Raw genomic sequence first — 25797 nt, forward strand, 5'->3', positions numbered from 1 at the left:
AGAATATAAAGATAGCGGAAAAATAAAATTCAAAAAATGCCAGTCCATTTCAAATGGACTGGCATTACTGATCATGATGGGACGTGTAATTAGTTTGAAGCCAGATCACTCTGATTTTCTCTCACATATTCTTCAGTACGCTGCATCGCTTCCTGAATATTAATTAACGCCGTTTCTACATCTTTCAGGGTTTTGGCATTTCCGCCACTTAAAGCCTGACGCCATTTTCGTGCTCCAGGTAAGTTTTGGAACAATCCTAAAATATGACGGGTAATAATCGAAAGCGGTGCGCCTTCTTGCATGCGTTTGGCAATATACGGCATCATTTGCGCCATAATATCAAAACGGTTGGGTGCTTCCAGACTCCATAATTGTCCAAGTTCAGCCAGTAGGTAGGGGTTGTGATAGGCTTCACGACCAATCATCACACCATCGACATGTTTCAAATGCTCTTGGGTTTCAGCCAGGGTCTTTACTCCGCCGTTAATTTCAATCAGCAGGTTTGGACGGTCTTGTTTTAAACGGTAGACATCTTCATAACGCAAAGGTGGAACATCGCGGTTTTCTTTAGGTGATAAACCCTGAAGCAAGGCAATACGTGCATGCACAATAAAGTTGTCACAACCGGTTTTGGCAACAGTGTCGACAAAATGCAGCATTTCCTCATAGGACTGCATGTGATCAATTCCAATCCGGTGTTTCACCGTGACAGGAATGTCTACCGCATTACGCATTTCAGCAATACATTCCGCGACCAATTCTGGTTCTGCCATTAAACATGCGCCAATTTTATTGTTTTGTACGCGGTCACTCGGGCAGCCAACATTCAGGTTGACTTCACCATAGCCCCAGTCTTGTGCCATCTTGCTACAGGTTGCTAAATCCTTTGGATTTGAACCGCCAAGCTGCAACACAATCGGGTGTTCTTCAGCGTTATAGTCCAAATGACGTTTGGCATCGCCATGAATGATCGCACCTGTCGTCACCATTTCGGTATACATAATGATATTTGGATTAAACAGGCGGGCAAAAAAACGATAGTCACGCGTGGTCCAATCCATCATCGGCGCGACCGAAATGCGAGGCTGTAAAGATTGGAGAGCAGTCATGGCGTAAACCTGAAATGATGAAAAACCGAAGCGCGGATTATACGTGCTTTCTGATCAAAGCAACAACACAGGATCGGGAACTAAAAATAATCAACATTTTAGGTTGTTGATTATTCGATAAAAAATGGCTGTATAAGCAATTCTTTATATTGTAAATATTATAAAATTGAGTATGTTTAATTATAAGAATAAGAAAGTATGAGAATTTAAAATGATGCTTTTGGAAGAAATCTTTAAAAGTAAAAAGGCCGAGCATTCTGATTATTTCAATCTAAGAATTCATCGTGGCTTAAGCTGGTTCAAAAAATCTGTCGAACTCGATAGCGATCTTGACCTTAAATTTATGAGCCTCTGGATTTCATTCAATGCCATTTATGCGCAGGATGTCGCCATCATCCAGGATAAGCAATCTTTACGACAGTTTTTGTATCTAATTTGCCAAAAAGATCAGGAATTTAAAATTTATAATATTCTTTGGGATAAGTTTAGCCAGCCGATTCGGCTGCTATTAGAGAATCCCTATGTGTACCAAGGATTTTGGGATTTTCAAAATCAAAAAATTAGTCAAGTCACCTGGAAAGAAGATTTTGAGCAGGAAAAGAAGAAGGTGCATAGAGCATTACAAGAAAAAGCTTCGGGCGATATTTTATTCGTAATTTTTAATCGTCTTTACACCTTGCGCAATCAAATGATCCACGGCGGGGTGACTTATAATAGTTCTGTGAATCGTAAACAACTTCAAGATGCCTGTAATATTTTGGCGGCATTTTTACCGGTGTTTATATTGGTCCTGCTGGAAAATGCCCAAACCTTAGATTTAGGCAAACCGTTTTATCCTATGGTGCAAGTTTCTTGATGGAAAGTGTGATTCACACTGAAGTCAAACAGCTTCTTCAATGAAAGGCTTTTTTAATCAGAGCATCTGTGTTTTAGCGTGATAATGCATATCGAGTAAAGCAAACAGGGCGGAACAGATTACCAAACCCAATCCTGCGATACAGGTCATGCTCCATCCACCATGATGCCATGTATAAACACCGAGCGCAGAACCACAGGCACCGCCAATAAAATACAAGGTCATATAAAGTGAATTGACCCGGGATTTAGCATCCGGGCGTAAGCGAAAAATCACATTCTGATTACAGCTATGCGTGATTGCCAAGCCCAAATTAATCAGGCCATAACCCAGAATATAACTGAGTAAAGACACTGCACCGAAATAAAGAAATAGCCAGCTACCGATCAGGATAGAACAGCCGATCCAGCTCAGCGTTTTGATATGGCCACGATCTGCCCATTTACCAATCATCTGAGTAGAAAGCGCACCAAACACCCCGACCAACGTGACCAGACCGACCATGACATCAGAAAGCTGAAAGGGTTTTTGGGTGAGCAACAGGGCAATGGTAGAGAACAGCATACTCATGGCGGCAAAAGCACAAGCTCCTGTAAGCGAGCGCAACACCAAGCGTGGTTCCTGTTTTAATAAAATTGCCATGGATTTAAAAATCGCCGCATAGCTTATTCTCAGCCGTGGCAGACTCGGCAATTTACCTTTCAAATAGAAACTTAAGCCCAGCATAGCGATGCCACTGAGCACATAGATCATTTTCCAGTGAAACAGGTCGGAAAGTAATCCTGCAATACTGGTCGAAAGCAGAATACCGACCAGCAAGCCACTCATCAGGAAGCCAACCACCTCTCCGGTTTTTTCTGGTTTCACCGCCATGGTGGCCAAGGGAATCAAGATTTGTGCAGCCACAGAAAAAAGTCCCGCAATAATGGTTCCAATCCAGAGCATCGGCAGATTCACAGCACTGGCGCAAATAAATAAGCCCACGGCTGCACCCAGCATAAGAAAAGGAATGAGTTTGCTTTTATTCAGCATGTCGCCTAAAGGCACAATAAACAATAAGCCTAATGCATAAGAGATCTGGGCAAAGGTGACGGTCAGTGCTACTTGAGACTCAGGAACCTGATAATACTGCTGGATGGATGAAATCAAAGGCTGGCAGTAATAGTTTGCCCCCGCACATAAACCACAAGCAATAGCCATCAACCATAGCAAAGATTTATCTTGGCTAATGTCGAGAGAAGTGTTCATAAAAGTCCTTTGCTTAATGTTTTACTGACGGTTCGCGGTTGCTGCATTTCAATGAGCCGACCCAGTATAGCAAGACCTGAGACAGGAATTAGCAGACAAAAAGATAAAGGCGGATATTTCCCAGGTCACTAATTTCTTGGATTAAAAATGAGTGCTTTTCGGAAGCTGCGTTGAGCTTATTAAAACCCATCGAACTGCCTTATTAATAGAAATTAAATGCAGATGCTTAGTGGACGAGTTTCTTTTTCGATAAGGTAATCATCATCACACCGACAATATTCAAGGCACAGCCGAACCATTGAATCGCATTCATTTTTTCACCCAAGAAAACAGTCGCCAAAATAATGGTCAGAATAGGACCAATAGAGGCAATCATGGCAGATTGTGAAGCACCTAAGCGTTCAATGCTCTGCATCAATAATACCGTAGGTAAAACCGTGACCATAAAGCCTAGCCCAACACCATACCAGATCACAGAACTGGGTAACTGCGTGAGTAGGCCAATTGGATTAGGAATGGCAATTAAATAATGGGTGAGGGTGCCAATACAGGCAATGCTCAGTGCAAGACCGGTAAAGTTCCATGAACCGAATTTCTGAATCAGCCGCGGTGTTAATAATAAATAGCTTGCGAATGCCACAGCACTGGCAAACACTAAACTTGCACCCAGCCAGAAATTGCTTTGATGCGGAACATTGCTTTGTTCTTGTAGCATCACGATGACTGTCCCACCATAGCTGAGCAAAATCGCGAAAAGACTTTTAAAGCTTAAGCGTTGTTTATAGATGATGCTTGAAGCCAGAACCGTCATCGTGGGATATAAAAATAAAATAATCCGTTCCAGTGAGGCACTGATATACATCAGCCCGACAAAATCCAGCCAGCTTGCCAAGTAATAACCAATCAAGCCTGCAAGGATCAGGATTGCCCAATCTGTACTGTTAATGTTTTTATTTTGATGTCGACTTAACCAGCAAATCAGAAGGAAGAAAGGCAGCGCACTGGCCATTCTTAGAGCCATGAGAACCGTGCCATCGACTAGCGGGGAGAGTGCATAGGTCTGTTTAATAAAAATAGCTTTGGTGCTAAATAAAAAAGCAGCACAAACAGCGAACAAGGAACCTAATTGTGTTCTTGTTAGACTTAGTTTCATTTTACCTACTTGGGACGTGCTTTAAGTATGAAAGAGGAAGTGTAGAACCGTGAATTATAAAGTTTTTGCTAAGCAAGGTGAAATGCAGAAATATGATGGCTAAGATTCTAATTCGGAATGAATCCTTTTTTATTGGGTTTAATTTATTTCAAGAAAGGAGCGATAAAAGAAAAACTGAACTTAATTACATGAATCTTCTTTTAAATGATCAGATGAATGAGCTGAATGTGCCGTAGAGAAATCGTAAAGCGCTAAACTTGATCGTTTTTATCAGTGGAAATAGCGATATAGGGATGAATATTTGTTGATTGCACTAAAATGGTGCACAAAATATCATTTATGTAAAAATACGATTAAATCATCATCAAGCGAAATGGTGAGCAAAAAAAATTCAATTATTTTTTTGATCTTATTAGACTTATGGCAAGTAAGACTTGATTGATAAAAATAACAATTGAAATTGAGAACGGTCGAGAGCAGGCGTGATTTATTTTTTAGCTTGTTTTTAGAAATGATCTTTTAAAAACAGGCAGATTTTCTGCTCAATCAGTCTGTGTATCATGTCACTTTAGCCAATCTTATTAAAAGTAGCGCTGAAATAGGCTGTTTTATCCCTAAATGAGGGCATCTTTAAGTTAGCGTTTTATTTATCGTAAAAGCGTAAATTGTCAGAATGATCAATGCATATTTTTTAAGCAAGCCTAAAAAATCATAATCCGCGTTTAAAAATAAGAATTAAGAAAGTATTGCAATGGCAATTAGGTGGGTAAAAGAAATTTTAATCAAGGCGGAACCAAGAAATGCGATATCGTATAATTATTTTTATGAATTACCAGTTCAAAATATGGGTATTTATTAAATAAATATTGGGTGGTAATTTAAAAAAGTTCAATTAGAATCCAAAAATTCAACAAAAATGCATCTAGGGGGAAACATTGCTAACTGCAATGTTTACTTAAGAAAAATTAGCTTGAGGAAGGCTCATGCAGATCGGAATCCCAACCGAAACTGTTATCGGTGAAAGTCGTGTGGCTGCAACACCAGAAACAGTAAAGAAGTTGATCAGTGCTGGTCATACAGTGGTCATTGAACGTAGAGCAGGTGTTAAAGCCGCTTATATTGACAGTGCATATGAACAAGTCGGTGCCAAAATTACGGATGATGCTTATACCGGCAGTCAAATTATTTTGAAAGTTCGTGCGCCTAAAGGTGACGAAATTCAAAAACTTGCTCCAAATACCGCAGTTATTGCGATGTTTGACCCATACCGCAATACTGAACTTGACCAATTTGCATCCGCGCAGGTGTCTGCATTTGCATTAGAGCTTTTACCTCGTACGCTTTCCCGCGCACAAAACATGGATGTATTGTCTTCGCAAGCCAATTTGGCCGGTTATAAATCGGTACTTTTGGCGGCTGCTGAATACCAGCGCATGTTCCCGATGCTGATGACTGCTGCAGGTACGGTTAAACCTGCCCGTGTAGTGATTATGGGTGTAGGTGTTGCCGGTCTACAAGCAATTGCGACTGCAAAGCGCTTGGGTGCTGTTGTTGAAGCAACGGATTTACGTCCAACCGCTCGCGATCAGGTTGAGTCTTTAGGCGGTAAATGGCTAGACGTACCCATGTCTGACGAAGAAAAGCAGAAAGCTGCGGACGCTGCTAAAAACGGTTATGGATGGATGCCAGGTGAGCAATACATTAAAGACCAGGCAGCGATTGTCGACAAAGCCGTTTCCAATGCGGATATCGTGATCACTACTGCACTGTTACCAGGCCGTGATGCACCTCGTTTAATCAAATCTGAAACCGTTGCCAAAATGAAACCAGGTTCAATTATCCTCGATATGGCGGTTGAATCAGGCGGTAACGTTGAAGGTTCTAAGTGCGGCGAAAATGTCGTAACCGATAATGGCGTGACCATTTTAGGTATTCCAAATATCCCGGCAACAGTCGCGACTGAAGCTTCGGCACTTTATGCACGTAATGTCTTTAATTTCTTGGAAACTCTTTTTGATCAAGACAAAAACTTTGTCATTAATCCAGAAGAAGAAATTCAAAAAGCGCTACTCGTCGCTCATGGCGGCCAAGTGCTGTTAAAGCGTGGTTAAGGAGATAGATCATGGTTGAAACGATTACAATTTTCGTCCTTGCCATCTTCGTAGGTTACTACGTAGTTTGGGGCGTAACACCCGCTTTACACACGCCACTGATGGCTGTTACCAATGCACTGTCTTCCATTATTGTGGTCGGTGCAATGATTCAAACTGTGGGCTTGCCGGTGATTGGCGTAGACGCAAACGTGGCTTTCCAAAGCGTGAACATTGTGAGCATTTTGGGTGCAGTGGCTGTGTTCTTGGCAAGTATCAACATTTTCGGTGGTTTTGCAGTAACTGCACGTATGCTTGAAATGTTTAAGCCGAAGCAAAAGAAAAAAGAGGGTTCATAAATGGAATTTATTCGAGACTATGCGGATTGGTTCTACTTGGTAGGCGCCGTTCTTTTTATCTTAACACTTCGTGGTTTATCTGGTCCTAAGACTGCTATTCAAGGTAACCGTTACGGCATGATCGCGATGGCGATCGCTGTGATCACGACATTCTTTGTTGCTGAGCATCCTGTGGTCTGGATGATTATCGGTGCGATGGTACTTGGTGGTGTGGTTGGTATTGCACGTGCACGTACTGTTCCGATGACACAGATGCCTGAAACTGTTGCACTGATGCACTCATTGGTGGGTTTGGCGGCGGTTTTAATTGCAATTGCTGCCATTCTGCATAACAACCAGTTAACTGCATTATTTACACAAAATGAAGCGGCTTTGACTGCTGCAGGCGTTCAGCATGTACACATGAGCAAAGTTCATTTATTTGAATTGTTTGTGGGCTGTTTTGTGGGTGCGATTACCTTTACAGCCTCTGTATTTGCCTATGGTAAATTGGCTGCAAAAAAATGGGCAAAAACCATTTCAGGTGCATGGGTTAAACCGCTACAAGCGATTATTTTCCTTGCGATGTTAGCGTCTGGCTTTGTATTCTTCTCAACAGGCAACATGCAGGCATTCTGGACAATGACTGCTTTGGCGCTGGTGTTCGGTTGGGTATGGATTGCACCGGTCGGTGGCGGTGACATGCCAGTTGTGGTATCGCTATTGAACTCGTTCTCGGGTTGGGCGGCAGCAGGTATTGGTTTCACTTTAGAGAACAACATGCTGATCGTTGCAGGTTCGCTTGTCGGTTCATCCGGTGCGATTCTGTCTTACATTATGTGTAAAGCGATGAACCGTTCGATCATCAACGTCTTGTTTGGTGGTGCAATGGGCGGTACAGCAGTTGCAGCAGCAGACAATGGTGAGAAAGTTCAGCGTAATCACCGTTCAGGTTCAGCAGATGATGCAGGCTTCTTGATGTCAAATGCGGACAGCGTTGTAATTGTACCGGGGTATGGTATGGCGCAAGGTCGTGCACAGAATGCTGTGAAAGAACTCTGTGAAATCTTGAAAGAACAAGGCGTGAAAGTCCGTTTTGCGATTCACCCAGTGGCAGGTCGTATGCCGGGTCACATGAATGTCCTGCTTGCAGAAGCTGATGTTGCCTATGATGACATCTTGGAAATGGACGAAATCAACACTGATTTCCCTGCAACGGATGTCGTTCTGGTGATTGGTGCGAATGACGTGGTGAACCCTGCGGCAAAAGATGATCCAACTTCACCAATTTACGGTATGCCAATTTTGGAAGCGCATAAAGCGCGTACCATCATGGTGATCAAGCGTTCTATGGCAACAGGTTATGCAGGTCTGGACAATGACTTGTTCTATAACGAGAAGACCATGATGATCTTCGGTGATGCCAAGAAAGTAGTAGAAGATATGACTAAAGCAATTAATGGTTCTGGCCACTAAGCTTTAAGTCTAAAAAACCACCTTTGGGTGGTTTTTTATTTTTAGAATGCAAGATTTTTAAAGATATAAGTAAGTGCGAAATAATGAAACACTTTGTTAGAGGTTGATCAATTTCATTATTTAGTGCGGTATTAAAGAATGACAGAGCTAAAGTACTTCATAAAATGGTAGTTAAGGATCTATTTTTACTTACTGACTTAAAAAGGGTTTAGTCTGGTTTATTACAAAGAAACTGAAACCGCTTTAAAAGATGCAGGTTTCATAACATTCTAAAATAAAAAATATATCCCTTAAATTTGGCATTTATTTTGCGATTTCGTGAATAGGTTTTAGGGCGCTATTCATGAAAATAATAAAGTATCTGGTGTTGCTATTATCGGCATTTTTCATTGCCTGCATTTGTCAGTGAAGATGCAACAAATACTACTGCCAATACTCAAGAAATATGCTTGTCACTTAACAGTGTGTGAGTGGTGATGTGGTCGATACGGTTACTGTGCATGGTTTTTGTGGGGCATGGGGAACAGTTGCCACCGGCTTATTTTTTGAAACCGATATGTTTAATTCACACATTATTTCAATTCAGGTTTTAGGTGTAATGGTCGCATTTGCTTGAGGCTGTGGAATTGCATTAATCGTATTTAAATTACTGGATAAACTGTTGAGCGGCTTACGCGTCAGCACGCAACGTGAGCAACATGGTCTGGATTATACCGAACATGCAGCATGGTCTTATTCTGAATTTCAGCGCGATGTAACTTTTGAAACTGATGATATGACCAAACGTCACTAAGGAGTTTAGCCATGCCAAATGAATTACTCAGTGTGATGCAAAAGAAACAAGCGATTGAACGTGGCTTAAGTCCTTATATGTAAGGTGCGGTAGTAGAACGTGCATTACATTATTGGGAACAAGAATAGGGAGACAAACCTTCTTTTGTACTTAATCGCTTCTTAAGTGAAATTTGTAATACCGAAGAATTGTGCTTTTATCTTAAAGATATGCTTAAGCAAGTTTTATCTGAAATTTCGGCTGCTGAAAAGCACATTTTATTAGAGATAAAACCGAAAGCGGAATCAGCAAATTTAATTTCAACTCATCTTTCAGATGTTTTTCTGATTTGATTAATGGGATGATGCTGACTGTTTTAGAAGCTGGTTTTAACGCCTTCAAGGATGAGGTTAAAAACAACTGCAGGCGATGTGTTTAGTCATAGTAACTTATGCAAAAATTAATCAGACTACTTTTGTGGAGTTTTTACTGCTGACCAGCTATGCCCAAGTTATTACTGCAATCTATGAATGTTATTGGGATTTTTATGGGCCAGTGAAAGCAGATCAAGTCTATACCCGTGTGAAAATGAACATCAGGGCGAAATATCCTGATGTGGATTTACATCAATTGTTATAAATGTTGTCGATTTTGAAAATGGAAGGCTTCAGTTGGAAATGGCTGAATCTAGAAATAGAGCGACCAAGATAAAAAAAGCGACCTTATGGTCGCTTTTTCTTGCTTTAAGCAGATTCTGGAGTAGCACGCCATAAGCTTTCAAGATCGTAAAATTTACGCGCTGTTGGAAGCATAACGTGGACAACCACAAAACCAAGATCGATTAAGATCCATTCCGCATCACGTTCACCTTCAACGCCGATTGGGCGGAAACCCGCTTTACGTGCTTCTTCAGCAACGTTGTCTGCGAGGGCTTTAATGTGACGGGATGATGTACCGCTAGCAATGACCATATAGTCTGCTACATTGCTAATAGCGCCAACATTAAGTTCAAGAATATCTTTTGCTTTTACATCTGATAGGGCTTCATGTACAACTTTTAAGCAAGCTTGTACATCTTTAGCTTGAGAATTCATTGCGAGATCGAGAGAATTAGAAGCGCTGGGCGATGGTTCTAAATTCATAAAGGGTTTTATTTCCGGACAATAACTCATCCTGTAATATAGCGGTTTTAGTGCCGAATTTCAAATCCGTTCATAATTTAACTTTGCGGATGTTTTACAAAATATTTATCTTTCCATGCAAACGAATGCTGGGAGTGTGCCTGAGGGCGATATTCTGCAGCGCTATAGCCCGCGTAGCTACTTTGATTAAGCCATTGAAATATTTCCGCAAAATTAATTTGAGCAGTGTCGGGTTCGTGACGTCCAGGACAGTCCGCAAATTGGATATGACCAATATCGTGAATATTTTCTTTTAACTCTTCAAGTACCTGTTCACCCATCATCGCCATGTGATAGCAGTCAAATTGCATTTTTAGCGCAGGGTGCTGCACAGCTTCCAGTATTTCTTGGGCTTGAGCAATATTCTGAACCAAAAAGCGCGGCATATCTGTGCCATTAACCATTTCAAATACCGGCTGAATCTGATGTTCACCCAGCATTGAACAGGCGAGTTTCAAATTTTTCGCCAAAGTATTTAAGCAAGGCAATAGGTCTGCATCGAGCGGCTGCTTGCCCGCTAAAATGTTGACACTCGGTACATTCAGTGCTGTGGCATATTGAATGGCTTGTTCTAAACCACGATGAAACTCAAGTTCCATTCCCGGTACACCAGCAAGACCATTGCCACCTTGCATTAAATCACCCGCTGGCACATTGATCAGGCAAAGCGTGAGGTCATGAAGGGTCAGCTGGGTTTGAATTTGCTCAATACTGAGTTCATAGGGAAACTGAATTTCAACATGCTTAAACCCCTGTGCCTGAGCGAGAGCAAAGCGCTCAATCAGCGGCACTTCAGTAAAAATCATCGATAAATTTACCGCTAGCTTAATCATGCCCTTATTCCTTGCTCGTTAGAAAATGAGTTGCTTTAAGATTCAACCAGTTGAATCACAGTGGCAAGATCCGCTTCAGCATAACCTTTATTCTGATGGGTTTTCAATTGTGAGAGTGCCTGTTTTGCAACAGGAATATTTAAATTGAATTGTTCAGCAAGCTGCACAGCATTATTTAAGTCCTTGGATAAGGTTTGAACTTTCCATTGCACCGGCTCAAAAGTATGGGTTGCCATACGCGGGGTTAAAATTTGAAAAGGTTTCGAGTCGGCAAAACCTCCCGCAAGTGCAGGGGCAAGTAAAGTGGTATCCACACCGGCTTGCGCCGCTAAAGCCACCGCTTCAGCAATTAAAGTGCTATTCGCTGCAACAATCAGTTGATTACAAATTTTGGTGGCTTGTCCAGTTGCAGTTTCGCCCATACGGGTTACACGTTGGGAAAGTACATTATAAATCAGCGATAAATTCTGGATAGTTTGCAGGTCACCACCGGCAAAAATCACTAAAGTTCCCTGTTCAGCGCCGGCAGTTCCGCCCGAAACAGGGGAATCAATCCACTGGACTTGGCGAGTTTTTGCCTGCTCTGCCAAAGTCTTGGTTTGATCCACAGACAGACTTGAGAAATCTACAATCACTTGTCCAGCCGATAACTGGTTCTGAATCTGATCATAGACGGCTTGCACTGCAACATCATCGGCTAAGCAGGTCAAAATAACAGGATATTGTCCGATGTCTTGCAAATTTAAGGCAGTCGCACCCATATCAATCAGCACATCACAGGCCGAGGCAGTTCTATTCCACACTGCGACTTCAAAACCTGCTTGAATCAGTCGGGTCGCCATGCGGCTGCCCATCAGTCCCATGCCTAAAAATGCAATTTTTGTATTACGATCAAAACTCATGTGTTTTTCTCTGCACAATCCTGTTGTCTGGATATTTTACTTATATTGGCGTGGTAAAAACTGAACTTCCGGGTTCTTGTCTTTTTTACGGGCCAATTTACTGTTTTTACCTAGCAGTAATTTCAATTGCCAAATTTTCTCTAGGCGTAAAGATTTTTTCGGTTCATGTTCCATGGCATCGAGTACGCGTTTGGCTGCAGTCAATGCATCAGGAGAACGTTGCAACATTTCTTCTGCAAGGGCCTGGGCTTTGCTGAGTGGCGATTCATCCAAATGCGTCACCAGACCAATTTCCTTGGCATAATTGGCATCGAAAATACGTCCAGTCAAGGTCAATTCTTTGGCAAGATCGACATTAATAATGCCTTTAATTGAACGGGTCAGTCCCATGTCTGGCACCAGTCCCCAGCGGCTTTCCATAATCGACATTTGGGTATTTGGATGGGCAATGCGAATATCCGCAGCCAGTGCCAATTGCATCCCGGCACCCAGGCAATAACCTTCAATCGCAGCAATCACAGGAACAGGCAGTTCTTGCCAAATCAGAAAAGCTTTCTGGAATAGACTTTGCCCCGGTTTGATCAGTTCCCAAGCCGCATAAGCGGTATTTTTAGGGGCGTTTAAATCGGCAAGATCAATCCCGGCACTAAACACATGCGCTTCGCCGGTTAAAATGACACAGCGAATTGAGCGGTCTTTTTTAATTTGATTGGCTGCATTGACCAATTCACGTAACAAAGCAAAGCTCATGGCATTGCGTTTTTCCGGGCGGTTTAAAGAAACAGTTGCGATGCCATTATTTTTTTCTATGCGAAGTAACGCCATGGGTATAGACCTGATTTTTTCGATTGTTTTGAGCATAACATGGGCATTTCTCTGATACATGCCACGATACATGACAGGAGAGTCACATCTACACATAGACATGACTTCCGAAATGCCGCTAAGCCTGAGTTAAGTATTTTGTTTGTTCAAAATTTGCTGCGATGCCTGTTCGACTTGCTGAATGACCGACTGTAATTCATCAAAGCGTTTTAAGGTTTCTTGAATAAACGTTTCATCGGCTTTACGACGTTCTTTACGTAACGAGGAAACAAACTGCTCAAATCCACCTGTCGCTTCTTGTAGAGTAGGTGCACCGACATAGCGGGTTGCCCCATATAAACGATGCAGCACATGTTCCAGTTGCGGGAAATCTTCCATTTCAATCAATTGCTGCATCTCAGCGAGTTCGGTTGTGAAACTGTCGACCAGCATTTTAAGTAGATCGAGCGCCAGATCTTCTTTATTGGCCGCCAGTTGTAAGCTTTGTTGCCAATCTAAAATGTTTGGATCAAGCGCTTCAATCACAATGGATTTCTCTACACTTTTAGCCTTTTTAAAGCTTTCCGAAGTCCAGTGAGTCAGAATCTGAATAATCTGATCCATCTGAATCGGTTTGGTGACGTAATCATCCATGCCGACCTGTAACAGCTTTTGTTTTTCATCTGCGAGTGCATGTGCCGTTAATGCAATAATCGGCAAACGTTTATGGTTTTCTAAAGTTGATTCCAGGGAACGGATGGCGCGAGTCGTATCTACTCCGGACATTACGGGCATCTGAATATCCATAAACACCACATCAAATGCAGGCAGATCTTTTTCAATTCGATCCTGAATGATTTCCAGTGCTTCTTGACCACTTAAAGCCTTGGTCGTCTTGACATTCAGTTCACCTAAAAGGGCCTCTAAAACAATCAGGTTTGGCAAGTGGTCATCAACTGCTAGGACATGTAAGCCTTGACCATTAAACTCTTCATGTACATCTTGGTCGAAAATAGGCTGATTGCTTAACAGCTGGATTAAGGCGCTACGGCTTAAAGGTTGATACAGTGGACGTGCGCGATATTCATTGAGCATGTTTGGATCGAGCGACATCTGATAGCCGTAAACTGCAATATTGCCATGATAACGGTTACGAATTTCTTTCAGCAAGGCTTTGCCATCGCCACTATGATCCACGATTAGCCAGGTGTTTTCATCGCTTTCCGAGAATTGATTTAGCTGGCTGAATAAATCCAGAATAGAGCTGGTTTCGACATGATGTACATCATAATTTTCAAGATAATGACGCAAGATATTGGCAGTTGCAGGATGAGCTAAATAAGACACCACCTGCATGTTATTAAAGTGCGGATGAACAATTTCAATTTCGTCATCCACAGCAAACATGGCGGTAAACCAGAACGTGGAACCTTTTTCAGTTGGTGCACGTTCCTGGTTATCTTCAAAGCCAATTTGACCTTGCATTAAATGCACCAGCTGTTTGGAAATGGCTAGACCAAGTCCTGTACCGCCAAACTGACGGGTCACCGAAGCATCACCTTGTGAGAAAGACTCAAACAGTTTTTTACGGTCTGTGCCACTGAGACCAATACCGCTGTCTTGAACGCTAAAATGCAACAAACATTGTCCAATATCGTCATGTTCCATACGGGTACGGACAATAATTTCACCATCTGGGGTGAATTTAATCGCATTGGAAATCAGGTTGGTCAGAATCTGCTTGAAGCGTAGCGCATCACCAATCACTTGCGTTGGAACATTATCGGCATAATAAAAAGCCATATCGATATGCTTTTGAGCCGCCAGCGGAGAGAGCATATCCATCACATCATAAATGGCTTCTTCCAGGTCAAAAGGTGCGGTTTCCAGTTCTAGTTTGCCGGCATCAATTTTAGAGAAATCCAGTACGTCATTAATCAGTGCCAGAAGATGGGCAGATGATTTACGAATGGTTTGCAAATACAGGTTTTGTTCGTTGCTCAAGTTGCCTTGACGCAGCAATAAATGAATAAAGCCATCAATACTATTTAACGGAGTACGCAATTCATGACTGATATTGGCCAGAAACACTGATTTGGACTGGTTGGCTGAAATCGCCTGGTCACGTGCTTGGCGATAGGTAATGTTTTGGACTTCTAAGGTATCTAAGGTGCGACGTAAATCGTCTTCAGTTTGTTCGGTATGTTCTTTCAGTTCTAAAAAGCTAAAGTGCAGGCGTTTGACCACATTGGCAATATCGCGCTGCAACAAACGTAACTCACCGGTACTGTTAATCACCATGTGCTGGTCAAGGGTATCGGCATTTAAGCGTTGCAATTGCATGCGAATTTCATACATCGGTGCAATCCAGCGACGCGAATAGAAATTCAGGCACAATAAAAGTAATAATAAAGTCAGTAAGCCTGTGGCAATCAGCACCACCATGACCCGATAACGCGCAATTTCTAGCGGTTGGTTGTCCAGTTCAATAACCAACCGTGCAGGCGTTTCAGTATGCTCATTAATTTTTAGCGCATAAATATTATTATCATGATGTAGAATGGGGCCGACAAAAGAGGCTTTAGAGTCAATCTTTGGCCAAGGTTCCTGATCCTGAAAACCGATACTTAAACGGTTTTTGCCTTTATTATCAATAATGGCTGCGCGAATTAAATATTTTTCATTCAGCATGACCTGCATGGCATTACGTGCTTGATCATACTGCCATGGATAATTACTTAATAAGTCGATTGCTGCTTCGGAGGTGAGCTGATAACGGGTCACAATGGCAATTGCCATTTGACGTTGCTGCGCACGTGATGCATCGGATGTTTCGGATAAAACCAGCAATGCCCCGACACATGCCAAAATCATAATCGGCACAAAAATCAGTGCAATGAGTTGTCCATAAGCATGATTTAAGTGTAGACGTTTAAATAACTTTTTATTGATATTTGACATGGTTAAAGCAGTTTATTTTCTATGCACGGAATATTAGCATGCTTTATTTAAAACTGACTGTGCTTTAATCACTTTCAATAAAAAGCCTGTTAAATGGGTGCAGCGCGGAGCATTTTTTCATACAATAGGTGCACCTCGATATAGGTGCAAATAATGAGTAATACCACCCCTGATTTTCAAGCAGACGAATTTTTGTTAGACCATTACGTAGGCAAAACGCCTCTGGTGCGTTTGCAACGTCTAGCAAGTCACACTCAAGCAACAGTATTGGCTAAACTTGAAGGAAATAATCCTGCAGGTTCGGTGAAAGACCGTCCAGCGTATAACATGATTATGCAAGCTGAAAAACGCAGTCAAATTAAACCGGGTGATACATTGATTGAGGCGACAAGCGGAAATACAGGTATTGCCTTGGCGATGGTTGCTGCAATGCGTGGCTATAAAATAAAACTCATTATGCCAGCAGGTTCAAGTCAGGAGCGTAAAGATGCGATGCGTGCTTATGGCGCTGAACTGATTGAATCTTCAAGCATGGAAGAAGCGCGTGATATGGCGCTGCAAATGGAAAAAGATGGTATTGGTCTGGTGTTAAACCAGTTTGGCAACCCGGACAATGTGGAAGCACATTACCTCACCACGGGTCCTGAAATCTGGCAACAAACAGGTGGTAAAATTACCCATTTCGTCAGTTCTATGGGAACTACAGGGACGATTATGGGGATTTCCAAATACCTAAAAGAACAAAATCCGGATATTCAAATTGTCGGTTTACAACCTTCTGAAGGGTCAAATATTGCAGGTATTCGTCGGTGGCCAGAAGAATATCTTCCCACCATTTTTGACCCTAAGCGCGTTGACCGGATTATGGATATTCCGCAAATTGAAGCGGAAAAAACGGCGCGTCAATTGGCGCGCAAAGAAGGCATTAGTGCCGGAACTTCATCAGGCGGTGCAGTTTGGGCTTCAATCAAACTGGCTGAAGAAAATCCGGGTGCGGTGATTGTATGTATCATCTGTGACCGTGGTGACCGTTATCTTTCTACAGGTTTGTTCTCTGTAAAAGACCCAGAATAAATCTGTAATTTTTGTGAGTTAAGATGCGCTTACCTGTTTTAATTTTCGATATAGAAACCTTGACCGATTTAAAATCGGGAGCGCATTTGTATGATCTAGATTTGCCAGAAGCAGATTTAGAACAGGCATTGATTAAATTGCGCCGTCAAGAATCGGGCATGGACTTTCAACGTTTGGCCTTGCATGAGATTGTCTGTATTTCCGGTTTATGGCTAGATGAGCAAGGCGGCATAAAAATGTTCTCGTTTAGTCGAGAACAGCATAGTGAAGCGGAAATTCTAAGGAAATTTCTCTCGATTTTTGACAAGCGTCATCCAACCTTAGTCAGTTGGAATGGCTCGCAATTTGATTTGCCAGTCATTCTATTTCGGGCCATGTATCATGGTTTGTCTGCGCCCGCCTTATTCGATCAGGGCGAAATTAATCAGCAAAAGCGCTATAATAACTACCAGAATCGTTATCATCATCGTCATGTCGATTTAATGGATGTGATTGCGATGTTTAATGGCCGCCAATTTCAAAAGTTAGATGATGTGGCACATTTACTTGGGTATCCAGGTAAGCGTGGTGATGGTGCCTATCATGTGCCTGAATATGTACGTCAGCAAGAATGGCAAAAACTCACCAGTTACTGCGAAGGTGACGTGCTGAATACCTGGCTGATTTATCTGCGCTGGTCATTGTTAAAAGGTCAGCTTTTACTCAATGATTATCGTGAAGCAGTTCAGCGCACCATCGAATTTTTATCGACTCAACCGCAACATGCAGAGTTTTTAGCAGTATGGCGTGAAACCTCACAACGTACTGAATTTACAGCTGCAGACTTTTTATCTCCCACACTCTAGGTATTCATGAAACATAGAACCAAGCCACGTCCAGCTCAACAGCCGATTTACACTTTTCAGGTTGAGTCACTTTCACACGAAGGACGGGGGATAGCGCACTATGGAACACACCCGGATCACCCAAGTGACAAGCAGGGTAAAAAGGTATTTATCAGCTACGCCTTGCCTGGCGAGACTGTTAAAGCGCAAATTACCAATGTGGTTAAACGTTTAGAAGAAGCGGACAGTATTGAGCTGTTAAGCGCACCTGCTGCAACCCGTGTTGAACCGAAATGTCCCCACTTTACCGTGTGTGGCGGTTGTAATATGCAGCATATTCAGCAAGATGAACAAATTCGCTTAAAACAGGATGTTCTAAAGTCGCATTTAGAACATTTTGCCGGAATCCAGCCTGAACAATGGTTAGAACCATTACGTTCGCAACGTGAAGACTATCGTCGTAAAGCTCGGATTGGAGTACGTTATATTCCAGGTAAAGACAAACTGGTGGTAGGTTTTCGTGAGCGTCAAAGTAATAAACTGATTTCCATTGACCGCTGTATGGTACTGGATCGTGAATTTGGATCGATTAGTGCGCTGAAACAGTTACTCGAAAGTCTAACAGCCAAAGCAGCCATTGGTCATATAGAATTGGCCATGGGTGATGAAGATATTGCCCTGGTGGTTCGTCATACTGAAAAATTATCAGCAGATGATGTCAACCAATTAAAACAGTTTACGTTAAACAAGCAGTGGCAATTGTATTTACAACCCGCCAGTTCAGACAGTTTACAACGTGTAGATGATCCGAGCGCTGCAATGCGTTTGCATTATGCACTGGATGAATTTGATGTGAAATTTGACTTCAATCCGCTCGATTTTACTCAAGTGAATTCAACCATTAATCCGCAAATGGTGAAGCTGGCATGTGATTTGCTTCAGTTGCAGCAGGGTGAACGCGTTTTAGACTTATTTTGTGGTCTAGGCAATTTCTCATTACCTCTTGCTCGTTGTGTCGGTGAAACAGGGCAAGTCATAGCTGTTGAAGGCAGTGAAGAAATGGTTCAACGTGGTACAGAAAATGCTAAAAATAATGCGATGAGTCACGTACATTTTTATTCACAAGATTTAACAAAAGATTTTTCGCATCATTCTTGGGCAAACCAGGGATTTGATGCATTATTGATAGATCCTCCGCGTTCTGGTGCAGAGGAAATAATGCATTATGTACCAAAATTTGGTGCAAAAAGAATCGTTTATGTGTCATGTAACCCTGCAACATTAGCACGTGATGCCGGTATGTTGGTGAAACATGGCTATCGATTAAAAAAGGCTGGGGTGATGGATATGTTTACTCACACTGGACATGTCGAATCTATTGCCTTGTTCGAAAAAGACAAAGAAATAAACGATTTAGAATATGATAAGTAAAGAGGTAGGAGAAGGGTATGGTCACAGTACGTGAACAACTTCCTGGACGTCTCAATGAGCTGTCCGAGGAAGCGACTGTAGAGCATGCCGAACAAGCTCGACATGATTTGGCTGAATGGCTGGATCGGGTTCGTGGCATATTAGATGATGCAGCGCTTAAACAACTCGAAGAAGTTGCTCATCTAACTTTACATAAAGAGTTGCAAACCACGGTTAATCATCGCTCCAATACCTTTTATACCGGTATTGAGATGGCGGATATTTTGGCGCATTTACATGTGGATGAAGATACTCTGTCCGCAGCAATGCTGTACCGAAGTGTGCGTGAAGGCGTCATGACGCTTGAAGAAGTTCGAGAACATTTTGGCGAGCAAGTGCATAGTCTGGTCCAGGGGACCTTGGCGATGGGTAAGCTTTCTGAACTGATTGAAAAGAACAAACGTCTAGAAGACCATTTTAATAACAATCAAAGAGAGCATTTAAGCGGCATTTATAAAATGCTGATTTCTGTGACTGAAGATGTTCGGGTAGTATTGATCAAACTTGCAGAGCGTACCTATGCCTTGCGGGAACTGACCCAGGCATCACGCGAACGTCAAGAGCGTGTTGCTCGAGAAATTCTGACCATTTACTCACCCTTGGCCCACCGTTTAGGGATTGCCCAACTTAAATGGGAACTTGAAGATTTAGCATTTCGTTATTTGGCCCCAGAGCGCTATAAAGAAATTGCAACGTTATTGAATGAAAAACGTTTAGAGCGCGAGCAATATATTCAGTTTGTCATTGATAAACTGAAAAATGAACTGGCAAGCTATGATATTGAAGCAGATATTACCGGACGGGTGAAACACATTTATTCGATTTATCGAAAAATGAAAAGTAAAAGCCTTAGCTTCGATCAGCTTTATGATATTCGAGCGGTTCGGGTATTGGTAAAAAACGTACCTGAGTGTTATCACTCCTTGGGGATTGTGCATCAAATCTGGCGTCATATTCCGCACCAATTTGATGATTACATTACCAATCCTAAAGCCAATGGCTACCGTTCGTTACACACTGCAGTCATTGCAGAGAACAAGTCGCTTGAAGTGCAGATCCGTACCAAAGATATGCATAACGAGGCAGAGCTTGGAGTATGTTCGCACTTCAATTATAAAGAAGGTGCAAAAAATACCGATCACTCTTTCAACCATCGTTTACATTCCTTGCGTGCAGTACTTGAGCATTATCAAGAACGTAATGATGCCAGCGCACATAAATCAGATGATGATTCCGAGAATTTTGAACACGTTCAAGATTTCGAAGGTTTTGAAAAGATTTATGTATTTAGCCGTGATGGGGACATTAAAGAGTTACCGCGCGGTTCTACCGTTTTAGATTTCGCCTATCATGTTCACACTGAGGTGGGGAACAAGTGTTATGCAGCGCGGGTAAACCAGCGCTATGTACCTTTAACCTATACCTTGAAAACCGGTGAACAGGTTGAAATCTTAACCAAGAAAGATCGTGAGCCGAATCGTGACTGGTTAGTAAACTCGCTGGGTTATATCAAGACGTCCCGTGCGCGAGATAAATTGCGGCATTGGTTTAGACAGCAAGATCGCAGTAAAAACCTGGAAGTTGGCCGTGAAATTCTGAATAAAGAACTTGTACGTTTAGCGATTCACCCAAAAAGTATTGATTTAAGTGATTATTGCAACCACTTTAATGTCAAGCTGGGTGAAGATATTCTGATTGGTTTGGTCAATGGCGATATTAGTCTGCATGCCTTGATCAATCAGGTCAACCGCCATATGCACATCGGTCAAGATGAACCTGAATTGGTACTCAAGCCGACATTGAATCCACGTGCCAGTCATACTTTGTCTGCGCATGGTATTTTAATTGACGGTTTGGACAACGTAGAACTGCATGTTGCACAATGCTGTCAACCGGTACATGGGGAATCAATTGGTGGATATATCACGCTGAACCGTGGCGTAAGCATCCATAAAGTTGCATGTTCGGACTATATCCGGATGATTTCTCAAGAACCTGAACGTGCGGTTGAAGCCGATTGGGAAATGCAACCGACTCGGGGTCAAAGCGTACAGATTGTAGTTGAAGCCTACGATCGTCGTGGTCTGCTGAAAGACTTAACGCAAGTGATTTTTTCGGATCAAATCAATATTCGTCAGGTGAATACCATTTCAGAAACAGATGGTATTGCCAATATGAAGTTATTAATTGAAGTGAAAGGTCTGGCACAATTATCACGTTTGCTGGCACGTTTAGAGCAACAACCGGGAATTATTAGCGCACGACGTTTGGTACAAGGTAATTAAACTCAACATTTAAGCTTTCAGTGAAAAACCAGCAACTTTTGTTGCTGGTTTTTTTATGCAGGCAATAATGACTGAACGAGTTAGATCTAAAATATAGAATTAAATCAAACTAATAGGCTTATATTGTTGAAAGTGTACAGGATATTTTTTGTGTAATTTTTATGACAAATGCTATAATCCCGCAAATAAAATAGCCTCGAGCTAAACTACATTCTAGGGTATGGAAAATTTCGGCAATGATTCAAATAAATGTATCACCCCTATATATGAGTCGTGCCGACGAAACCGTTCCCGCATTAGCACAGATTCCTGCCATGCAGCGCAGACGCTTATCCGGAATTGCCAAACTCGCTTTAAATAGTGCCATTCAATCGCTGAATTCAGAACCAGTGGACTATATTGTCTGGGCATCCCAATATGGTGATGAACACAAAACCCTGAAAATTCTGGCCGATGTGCTGCAAGATCAAACGCCATCACCGACCCAATTTTCGACCTCCGTGCATAATGCGATTGCTGGCTTATATTCTATTTTATGTCAGGATGCGACGCCTTCGACCAGTCTGGCAGCATCATGGAGTGAAGCCCTGATTGAAGCTTATGCTTGGTTGAAAACCAATGCACAACCCAATGCACGAGTATTGGTGGTGTATTACGATGAAGCTTTACCTGCGATTTATAAAGAATTTCAGCCATTCAGTGCTTTTGCCATATCCGCAGTGATTAGTTTAGAGGCGCCAAATCTACAACTGGATATCGACGCATTAACGTATCATCGGCATAAATATATCGATGCACAGAATTTTTATGATTTTTGGCAGCAATCTGAACAGAGTCTTGAGCATCCTCAAACTCAGGCATGGCAAAAATGTTAAAAGCAGCTCAAATTAAACAAAGAGCCAATTATTTATGGCGTATTGGCGCCACTGGTTTTAGTTTCGCCAGTTTTGGGATTGGTGGGGTGGCTATTGGTGGACTGGTTGCACCTTTGGTCAATCTGTCTACCCAGAATCCGAATTTACGTCAGCAACGCACGCAAAAAGTGATCAAGTATAGTTTCAAGGGTTTTACCGAAATGATGGTAAAACTTGGAATTATGACCTATGACATTGAAGGTCTGGAAAAATTACAGCACAGTAAGCAGGAACTGGTGATTGCCAATCATCCAACACTGGTTGATGTAGTGGTGTTGATTGGCCTGATGGAACAGGCCAACTGTGTGGTGAAGCAAGCCCTATGGTCCAATCCATTTACCAAAGGCCCAGTGCAAAATGCCGGTTATATTTTAAATGCCGGTTCTGAACAGTTTATTCAGGACTGTGTGAAAAAATTAAACACCGATCAAGCGGCTTCATTGCTGATTTTTCCTGAAGGCACACGTACGGCAAAAGGCGAACTGTTAAATGAATTTCAGCGCGGTGCGGCGAATATTGCAATTCGTGCCAATGTGCCGATTCGTCCAGTTTTGGTCACTTGTACGCCTTCAACCTTAACCAAGAATGAAAAGTGGTATCACGTTCCTTCTCAACCTTTCCATATTCATGTGAAGGTGCTGGATGCCATTCAAATCGATGATCTTTTAGATGATGCCTCGGTCAGTCCGAAAAATGTGCGTCATCTGAATCATCAATTACACCAATTTTTTAACCAAGAGTTATCTAAAAAATGAGCAATCTTGCTGATGAATTAAAGCAAATGATTATTGATGTTCTGGCCCTTGAGGACATCAGCATAGATGATATTGAAACCGAAGCCCCTTTATTTGGTGAAGGCTTGGGTCTAGATTCCATTGATGCCTTGGAACTTGGTTTGGCGCTGAAAAAACGTTACAACATTCACTTGAATGCTGAATCAGCAGAAACCAAGCAACATTTTAAATCAATTCAAAGCCTAATGGCTTTGGTTGAAGCACAGCAAAAGGCGTAAGAGGTTGTAATGTTAACTCAGGAACAAGTACTTGAAAAATTAAGAGAATGGATGGAAGATCTGTTCGAAATTACCCCTGAAGATGTCCAGCTGGATGCGAATTTGGCGAATGATCTGGATGTGGACAGTATTGATGCGATTGATTTGGTGGTCAAAATTAAAGAATTAACCGGTAAACAGGTCAATCCTGAAGATTTTAAAGGTGTTCGCACGGTTCAAGACGTGGTGACTGTGATTCAGAATATGTCTGCTGCATGAAATTGATCTTCAAAGGGATAGTGGCAATCGGACTGATTCTCTATCCCTTTTTAGTGGGCTATAGTTTGTCGCATGGGCAATATATCTGGGTCAGCAGTCTGCTGATTATCCTGGGATTATTGCGCCTGTTCAGCAAGGGCAATGCCTTACTGTGGCCTTTAACCGGATTTGCGATTTTATGTGGCAGCTTGAGCCTGATTTTAAAAGATCATGCCTGGCTGAAATTGTATCCGGTGTTTATGAGTGTGGGTGCTTTGGCTATTTTTGCCTCGACTTTAATTCGACCACCGTCGATGATCGAGCGTTTTGCCCGTCTGGCAGAACCGGACTTACCTGAAACCGGGGTGATCTGGACCCGTAAAGTCACCATGGTGTGGTGCATTTTTTTTGTGCTGAATGCCCTTGTTGCCTTGGCGACCGTCCTGTTTGCTACAATGCAGATCTGGGTGCTGTATAACGGTTTTATTTCCTATGTGTTGATGGGGCTATTACTACTGGGCGAATTTATCTTGCGCAAGCGACAGCAGCGCTTAAATCAACTTCAGGAATAAAAACGGATTGTTATGTTGTGTCATTTTCAGAATCATCTTCATTCACTGAAACCTTTGTGTATTTTGCCTGATTTAAGCCAACTCTGTTTTCAGGATTTTTGGCAGGATGTGATACAACAAAGCCATGCAATTGAGTCAATTGCACAAGACAGCTGGGCTCTCTGGGAGCCTGACAGTTACCAATTTTTAGTACTGTTATTTGCGGCTCTTTTAGCTCAAAAACAGGTGTTATTGCCGCCGAATCGGGTCAGTGATTTAGAAAAAGAACTCGCGGAACAGAACATTTATTTCTTGCAACGTCAATCCGTATCATTAGCACAAAATCAAAATATTGAACTGAATCTGGATGATGCCTTTTTGCATCAGGCGAAAATCTATTTTTATACTTCCGGCTCTACCGGTCAGCCGAAGAAAATCCTGCGTACCTTGCGTCAATTACTCAATGAAGTGCAGGGACTGGATGCCAGTTTTCAACTGCCTGAGCAGGCGATTGCCATTGCAACCGTCAGTCATCAGCATATTTATGGCTTACTGTTTAAGTTACTGTGGCCACTGGCAAGCGGTCGCTGTTTTTATCAGACCCAGCTGGCTTTCCCTGAAGATGTTGCGGATATTCAAAAAAAATTAGCTACTTTTAAGATGAATAATTATGTGGTTTCGAGTCCTGCATTGTTAAAACGCTGGACCAGCGATGTGTTATTGCAAGATTGCCTGACGGTTTATTCCTCAGGCGGGAAATTAGAGTCAGGAATACGCCCTTATTTGAACCGACCGATTAGCGAAGTGTTTGGTAGTTCGGAAACAGGCGGCATCGCGCATCGCCAACAAGATGATGCCTTATGGACACCGTTTGCCAATGTCGATATTCAGGCCAGTGAGCAGCAAGAACTGCAAGTTAGAAGCAATCATGCTTTTAGTGAAGACTGGATTTTCACTGGCGATAAAGTTGAAGTGATTGATGCGGTAAATCCCAAAAGTCCATTTCGTTTGCTGGGACGACTAGACCGTATTGTAAAACTGGAAGAGAAACGCTTAAGTCTGGATGCCATTGAACAGAAAATTGTCGAACTAGATGAGATTGTCCAATGCCATGTGTTAATTCTGGAACGGGAACATCGTCAGATTTTAGCCTGTGTGGCGGTCTTGTCTGAGCAGGCCAGACAACAGCTGCAAAGCAGCAACAAAGCACAATATGTAGCTGCAATCAAAGTGCAGTTAAATTCAAAGCTGGAAAGCATCGCCATTCCAAGACAATGGCGTTTTTTGACACAATTACCGCAAAATGCCCAATCTAAGCTGAATAAACAATACATGAAATCCTTATTTCAGCCTATGTTATTGCCTATTGTGTTGGAGCAACAGAATGAGCCAGATCAGGCGCTCTATCGCCTCGAGTTTTCTCCCGAACTGGAATGCTTTAAAGGGCACTTTCCAGATTATCCAATTTTTCCGGGTGTAGGACAGATTGGATTTATTCAACATTTTGCCCGTCAGACCTGGGCAGAGCTTGAATGGTGCAACGGTTTTGAACAGCTCAAATTTCAGGATTTAATTCAGCCTTATATGGTGCTGCAACTGAAACTGTCGAGAAAACTGCATAAAGTCAGTTTTGAACTCACCCATGCAGAGCAGACCTTGGCCTCTGGACGCTTGTTATTTCATACACAAAACGATCCGATTTAAAGG

At 42.3% G+C, this 25797-nt stretch carries 22 protein-coding genes and 2 pseudogenes; 16 read left to right on the forward strand and 8 right to left on the reverse strand.

The features are described 5' to 3' along the window. Nucleotides 1–89: 89 nt before the first annotated feature. The gene (dusA, locus tag ACP69Y_RS13125; RefSeq protein WP_425918813.1) at nt 90–1109 is read right to left on the reverse strand and encodes a tRNA dihydrouridine(20/20a) synthase DusA; all 1020 of its coding nucleotides are present in this window, start codon (nt 1107–1109) and stop codon (nt 90–92) included. Nucleotides 1110–1320: 211 nt separating this feature from the next. Between dusA and ACP69Y_RS13130 the strand changes: the two genes are divergently transcribed. Then, nucleotides 1321–1965, forward strand: a complete 645-nt coding sequence (locus ACP69Y_RS13130) for a hypothetical protein (RefSeq protein WP_425918814.1) — start codon at nt 1321–1323, stop codon at nt 1963–1965. Between the two features lie 57 nt (nt 1966–2022). Here ACP69Y_RS13130 and ACP69Y_RS13135 read toward each other — a convergent pair whose 3' ends face one another. Then, on the reverse strand, nt 2023–3213 hold the full coding sequence (locus tag ACP69Y_RS13135) for an MFS transporter (protein ID WP_425918815.1): 1191 nt from the start codon (nt 3211–3213) through the stop codon (nt 2023–2025). 226 nt (nt 3214–3439) lie between these two features. Next, the gene (locus ACP69Y_RS13140; RefSeq protein WP_425918816.1) at nt 3440–4366 is read right to left on the reverse strand and encodes a DMT family transporter; all 927 of its coding nucleotides are present in this window, start codon (nt 4364–4366) and stop codon (nt 3440–3442) included. A gap of 983 nt (nt 4367–5349) precedes the next feature. Between ACP69Y_RS13140 and ACP69Y_RS13145 the strand changes: the two genes are divergently transcribed. From ACP69Y_RS13145 to ACP69Y_RS13165, 5 genes and pseudogenes are all read left to right on the forward strand, one after another. Further along, nucleotides 5350–6477, forward strand: coding sequence for a Re/Si-specific NAD(P)(+) transhydrogenase subunit alpha (locus tag ACP69Y_RS13145; protein WP_424619260.1), 1128 nt, complete (start codon nt 5350–5352; stop codon nt 6475–6477). 11 nt (nt 6478–6488) lie between these two features. Continuing rightward, the gene (locus ACP69Y_RS13150; RefSeq protein WP_067723013.1) at nt 6489–6815 is read left to right on the forward strand and encodes a proton-translocating transhydrogenase family protein; all 327 of its coding nucleotides are present in this window, start codon (nt 6489–6491) and stop codon (nt 6813–6815) included. Next, complete coding sequence (locus ACP69Y_RS13155; protein ID WP_425918818.1) at nt 6816–8270, forward strand: NAD(P)(+) transhydrogenase (Re/Si-specific) subunit beta; 1455 nt, start codon at nt 6816–6818, stop codon at nt 8268–8270. Between the two features lie 475 nt (nt 8271–8745). Beyond that, nucleotides 8746–9063, forward strand: a pseudogene (locus tag ACP69Y_RS13160) (ammonium transporter); the annotation flags it as partial. A 408-nt stretch (nt 9064–9471) separates the two neighbouring features. Continuing rightward, nucleotides 9472–9681, forward strand: coding sequence for a hypothetical protein (locus ACP69Y_RS13165; protein ID WP_425918819.1), 210 nt, complete (start codon nt 9472–9474; stop codon nt 9679–9681). Between the two features lie 104 nt (nt 9682–9785). Here the strand turns inward: ACP69Y_RS13165 and rsfS are convergent, their stop codons facing one another. From rsfS to ACP69Y_RS13190, 5 genes are all read right to left on the reverse strand, one after another. Then, the gene (rsfS, locus tag ACP69Y_RS13170; protein ID WP_425918820.1) at nt 9786–10184 is read right to left on the reverse strand and encodes a ribosome silencing factor; all 399 of its coding nucleotides are present in this window, start codon (nt 10182–10184) and stop codon (nt 9786–9788) included. Nucleotides 10185–10261: 77 nt separating this feature from the next. Beyond that, nucleotides 10262–11056 carry a hydroxypyruvate isomerase family protein gene (locus ACP69Y_RS13175; protein WP_425918821.1) on the reverse strand — a complete coding sequence of 265 codons (795 nt, stop codon included), beginning with the start codon at nt 11054–11056 and terminating at the stop codon, nt 10262–10264. Nucleotides 11057–11091: 35 nt separating this feature from the next. Then, the gene (locus ACP69Y_RS13180; protein WP_425918822.1) at nt 11092–11958 is read right to left on the reverse strand and encodes an NAD(P)-dependent oxidoreductase; all 867 of its coding nucleotides are present in this window, start codon (nt 11956–11958) and stop codon (nt 11092–11094) included. A 36-nt stretch (nt 11959–11994) separates the two neighbouring features. Next, a complete protein-coding gene (locus ACP69Y_RS13185; protein ID WP_425918823.1) occupies nt 11995–12783 on the reverse strand; it encodes a crotonase/enoyl-CoA hydratase family protein in 789 nt (262 codons plus the stop codon). Nucleotides 12784–12912: 129 nt separating this feature from the next. Beyond that, nucleotides 12913–15723 carry a GacS-like sensor histidine kinase gene (locus ACP69Y_RS13190; protein ID WP_425918824.1) on the reverse strand — a complete coding sequence of 937 codons (2811 nt, stop codon included), beginning with the start codon at nt 15721–15723 and terminating at the stop codon, nt 12913–12915. Nucleotides 15724–15876: 153 nt separating this feature from the next. On the opposite strand from ACP69Y_RS13190, the gene cysM reads away from it, so the two are divergent. From cysM to ACP69Y_RS13240, 10 genes and pseudogenes are all read left to right on the forward strand, one after another. Beyond that, nucleotides 15877–16797 carry a cysteine synthase CysM gene (gene cysM, locus ACP69Y_RS13195; protein ID WP_425918825.1) on the forward strand — a complete coding sequence of 307 codons (921 nt, stop codon included), beginning with the start codon at nt 15877–15879 and terminating at the stop codon, nt 16795–16797. A gap of 23 nt (nt 16798–16820) precedes the next feature. After that, the gene (locus ACP69Y_RS13200) at nt 16821–17642 is read left to right on the forward strand and encodes a 3'-5' exonuclease (RefSeq protein ID WP_425918826.1); all 822 of its coding nucleotides are present in this window, start codon (nt 16821–16823) and stop codon (nt 17640–17642) included. A gap of 6 nt (nt 17643–17648) precedes the next feature. Further along, nucleotides 17649–19052, forward strand: a complete 1404-nt coding sequence (gene rlmD, locus ACP69Y_RS13205; RefSeq protein ID WP_425918827.1) for a 23S rRNA (uracil(1939)-C(5))-methyltransferase RlmD — start codon at nt 17649–17651, stop codon at nt 19050–19052. A gap of 17 nt (nt 19053–19069) precedes the next feature. Further along, a complete protein-coding gene (locus tag ACP69Y_RS13210; protein ID WP_425918828.1) occupies nt 19070–21376 on the forward strand; it encodes a RelA/SpoT family protein in 2307 nt (768 codons plus the stop codon). Between the two features lie 236 nt (nt 21377–21612). Next, nucleotides 21613–22251 carry a beta-ketoacyl synthase chain length factor gene (locus ACP69Y_RS13215; RefSeq protein WP_425918829.1) on the forward strand — a complete coding sequence of 213 codons (639 nt, stop codon included), beginning with the start codon at nt 21613–21615 and terminating at the stop codon, nt 22249–22251. Further along, a pseudogene (locus tag ACP69Y_RS13220) lies at nt 22245–23058 on the forward strand (lysophospholipid acyltransferase family protein). Before ACP69Y_RS13215 ends, ACP69Y_RS13220 begins: the two are co-directional and overlap by 7 nt. After that, nucleotides 23042–23302, forward strand: a complete 261-nt coding sequence (locus ACP69Y_RS13225) for a phosphopantetheine-binding protein (RefSeq protein WP_425918830.1) — start codon at nt 23042–23044, stop codon at nt 23300–23302. Before ACP69Y_RS13220 ends, ACP69Y_RS13225 begins: the two are co-directional and overlap by 17 nt. 9 nt (nt 23303–23311) lie before the next feature. Further along, entirely contained in the window at nt 23312–23560 is a 249-nt protein-coding gene (locus tag ACP69Y_RS13230; RefSeq protein WP_425918831.1) for an acyl carrier protein, read from the forward strand. Then, nucleotides 23557–24111, forward strand: a complete 555-nt coding sequence (locus ACP69Y_RS13235) for a septation protein IspZ (RefSeq protein WP_425918832.1) — start codon at nt 23557–23559, stop codon at nt 24109–24111. Before ACP69Y_RS13230 ends, ACP69Y_RS13235 begins: the two co-directional genes overlap by 4 nt. A 12-nt stretch (nt 24112–24123) precedes the next feature. Further along, nucleotides 24124–25794, forward strand: coding sequence for an AMP-binding protein (locus ACP69Y_RS13240; protein WP_425918833.1), 1671 nt, complete (start codon nt 24124–24126; stop codon nt 25792–25794). Nucleotides 25795–25797 lie beyond the last annotated feature (3 nt).

This window comes from Acinetobacter sp. TSRC1-2 (genome assembly GCF_049895885.1).
Classification (GTDB): Bacteria; Pseudomonadota; Gammaproteobacteria; order Pseudomonadales; family Moraxellaceae; genus Acinetobacter.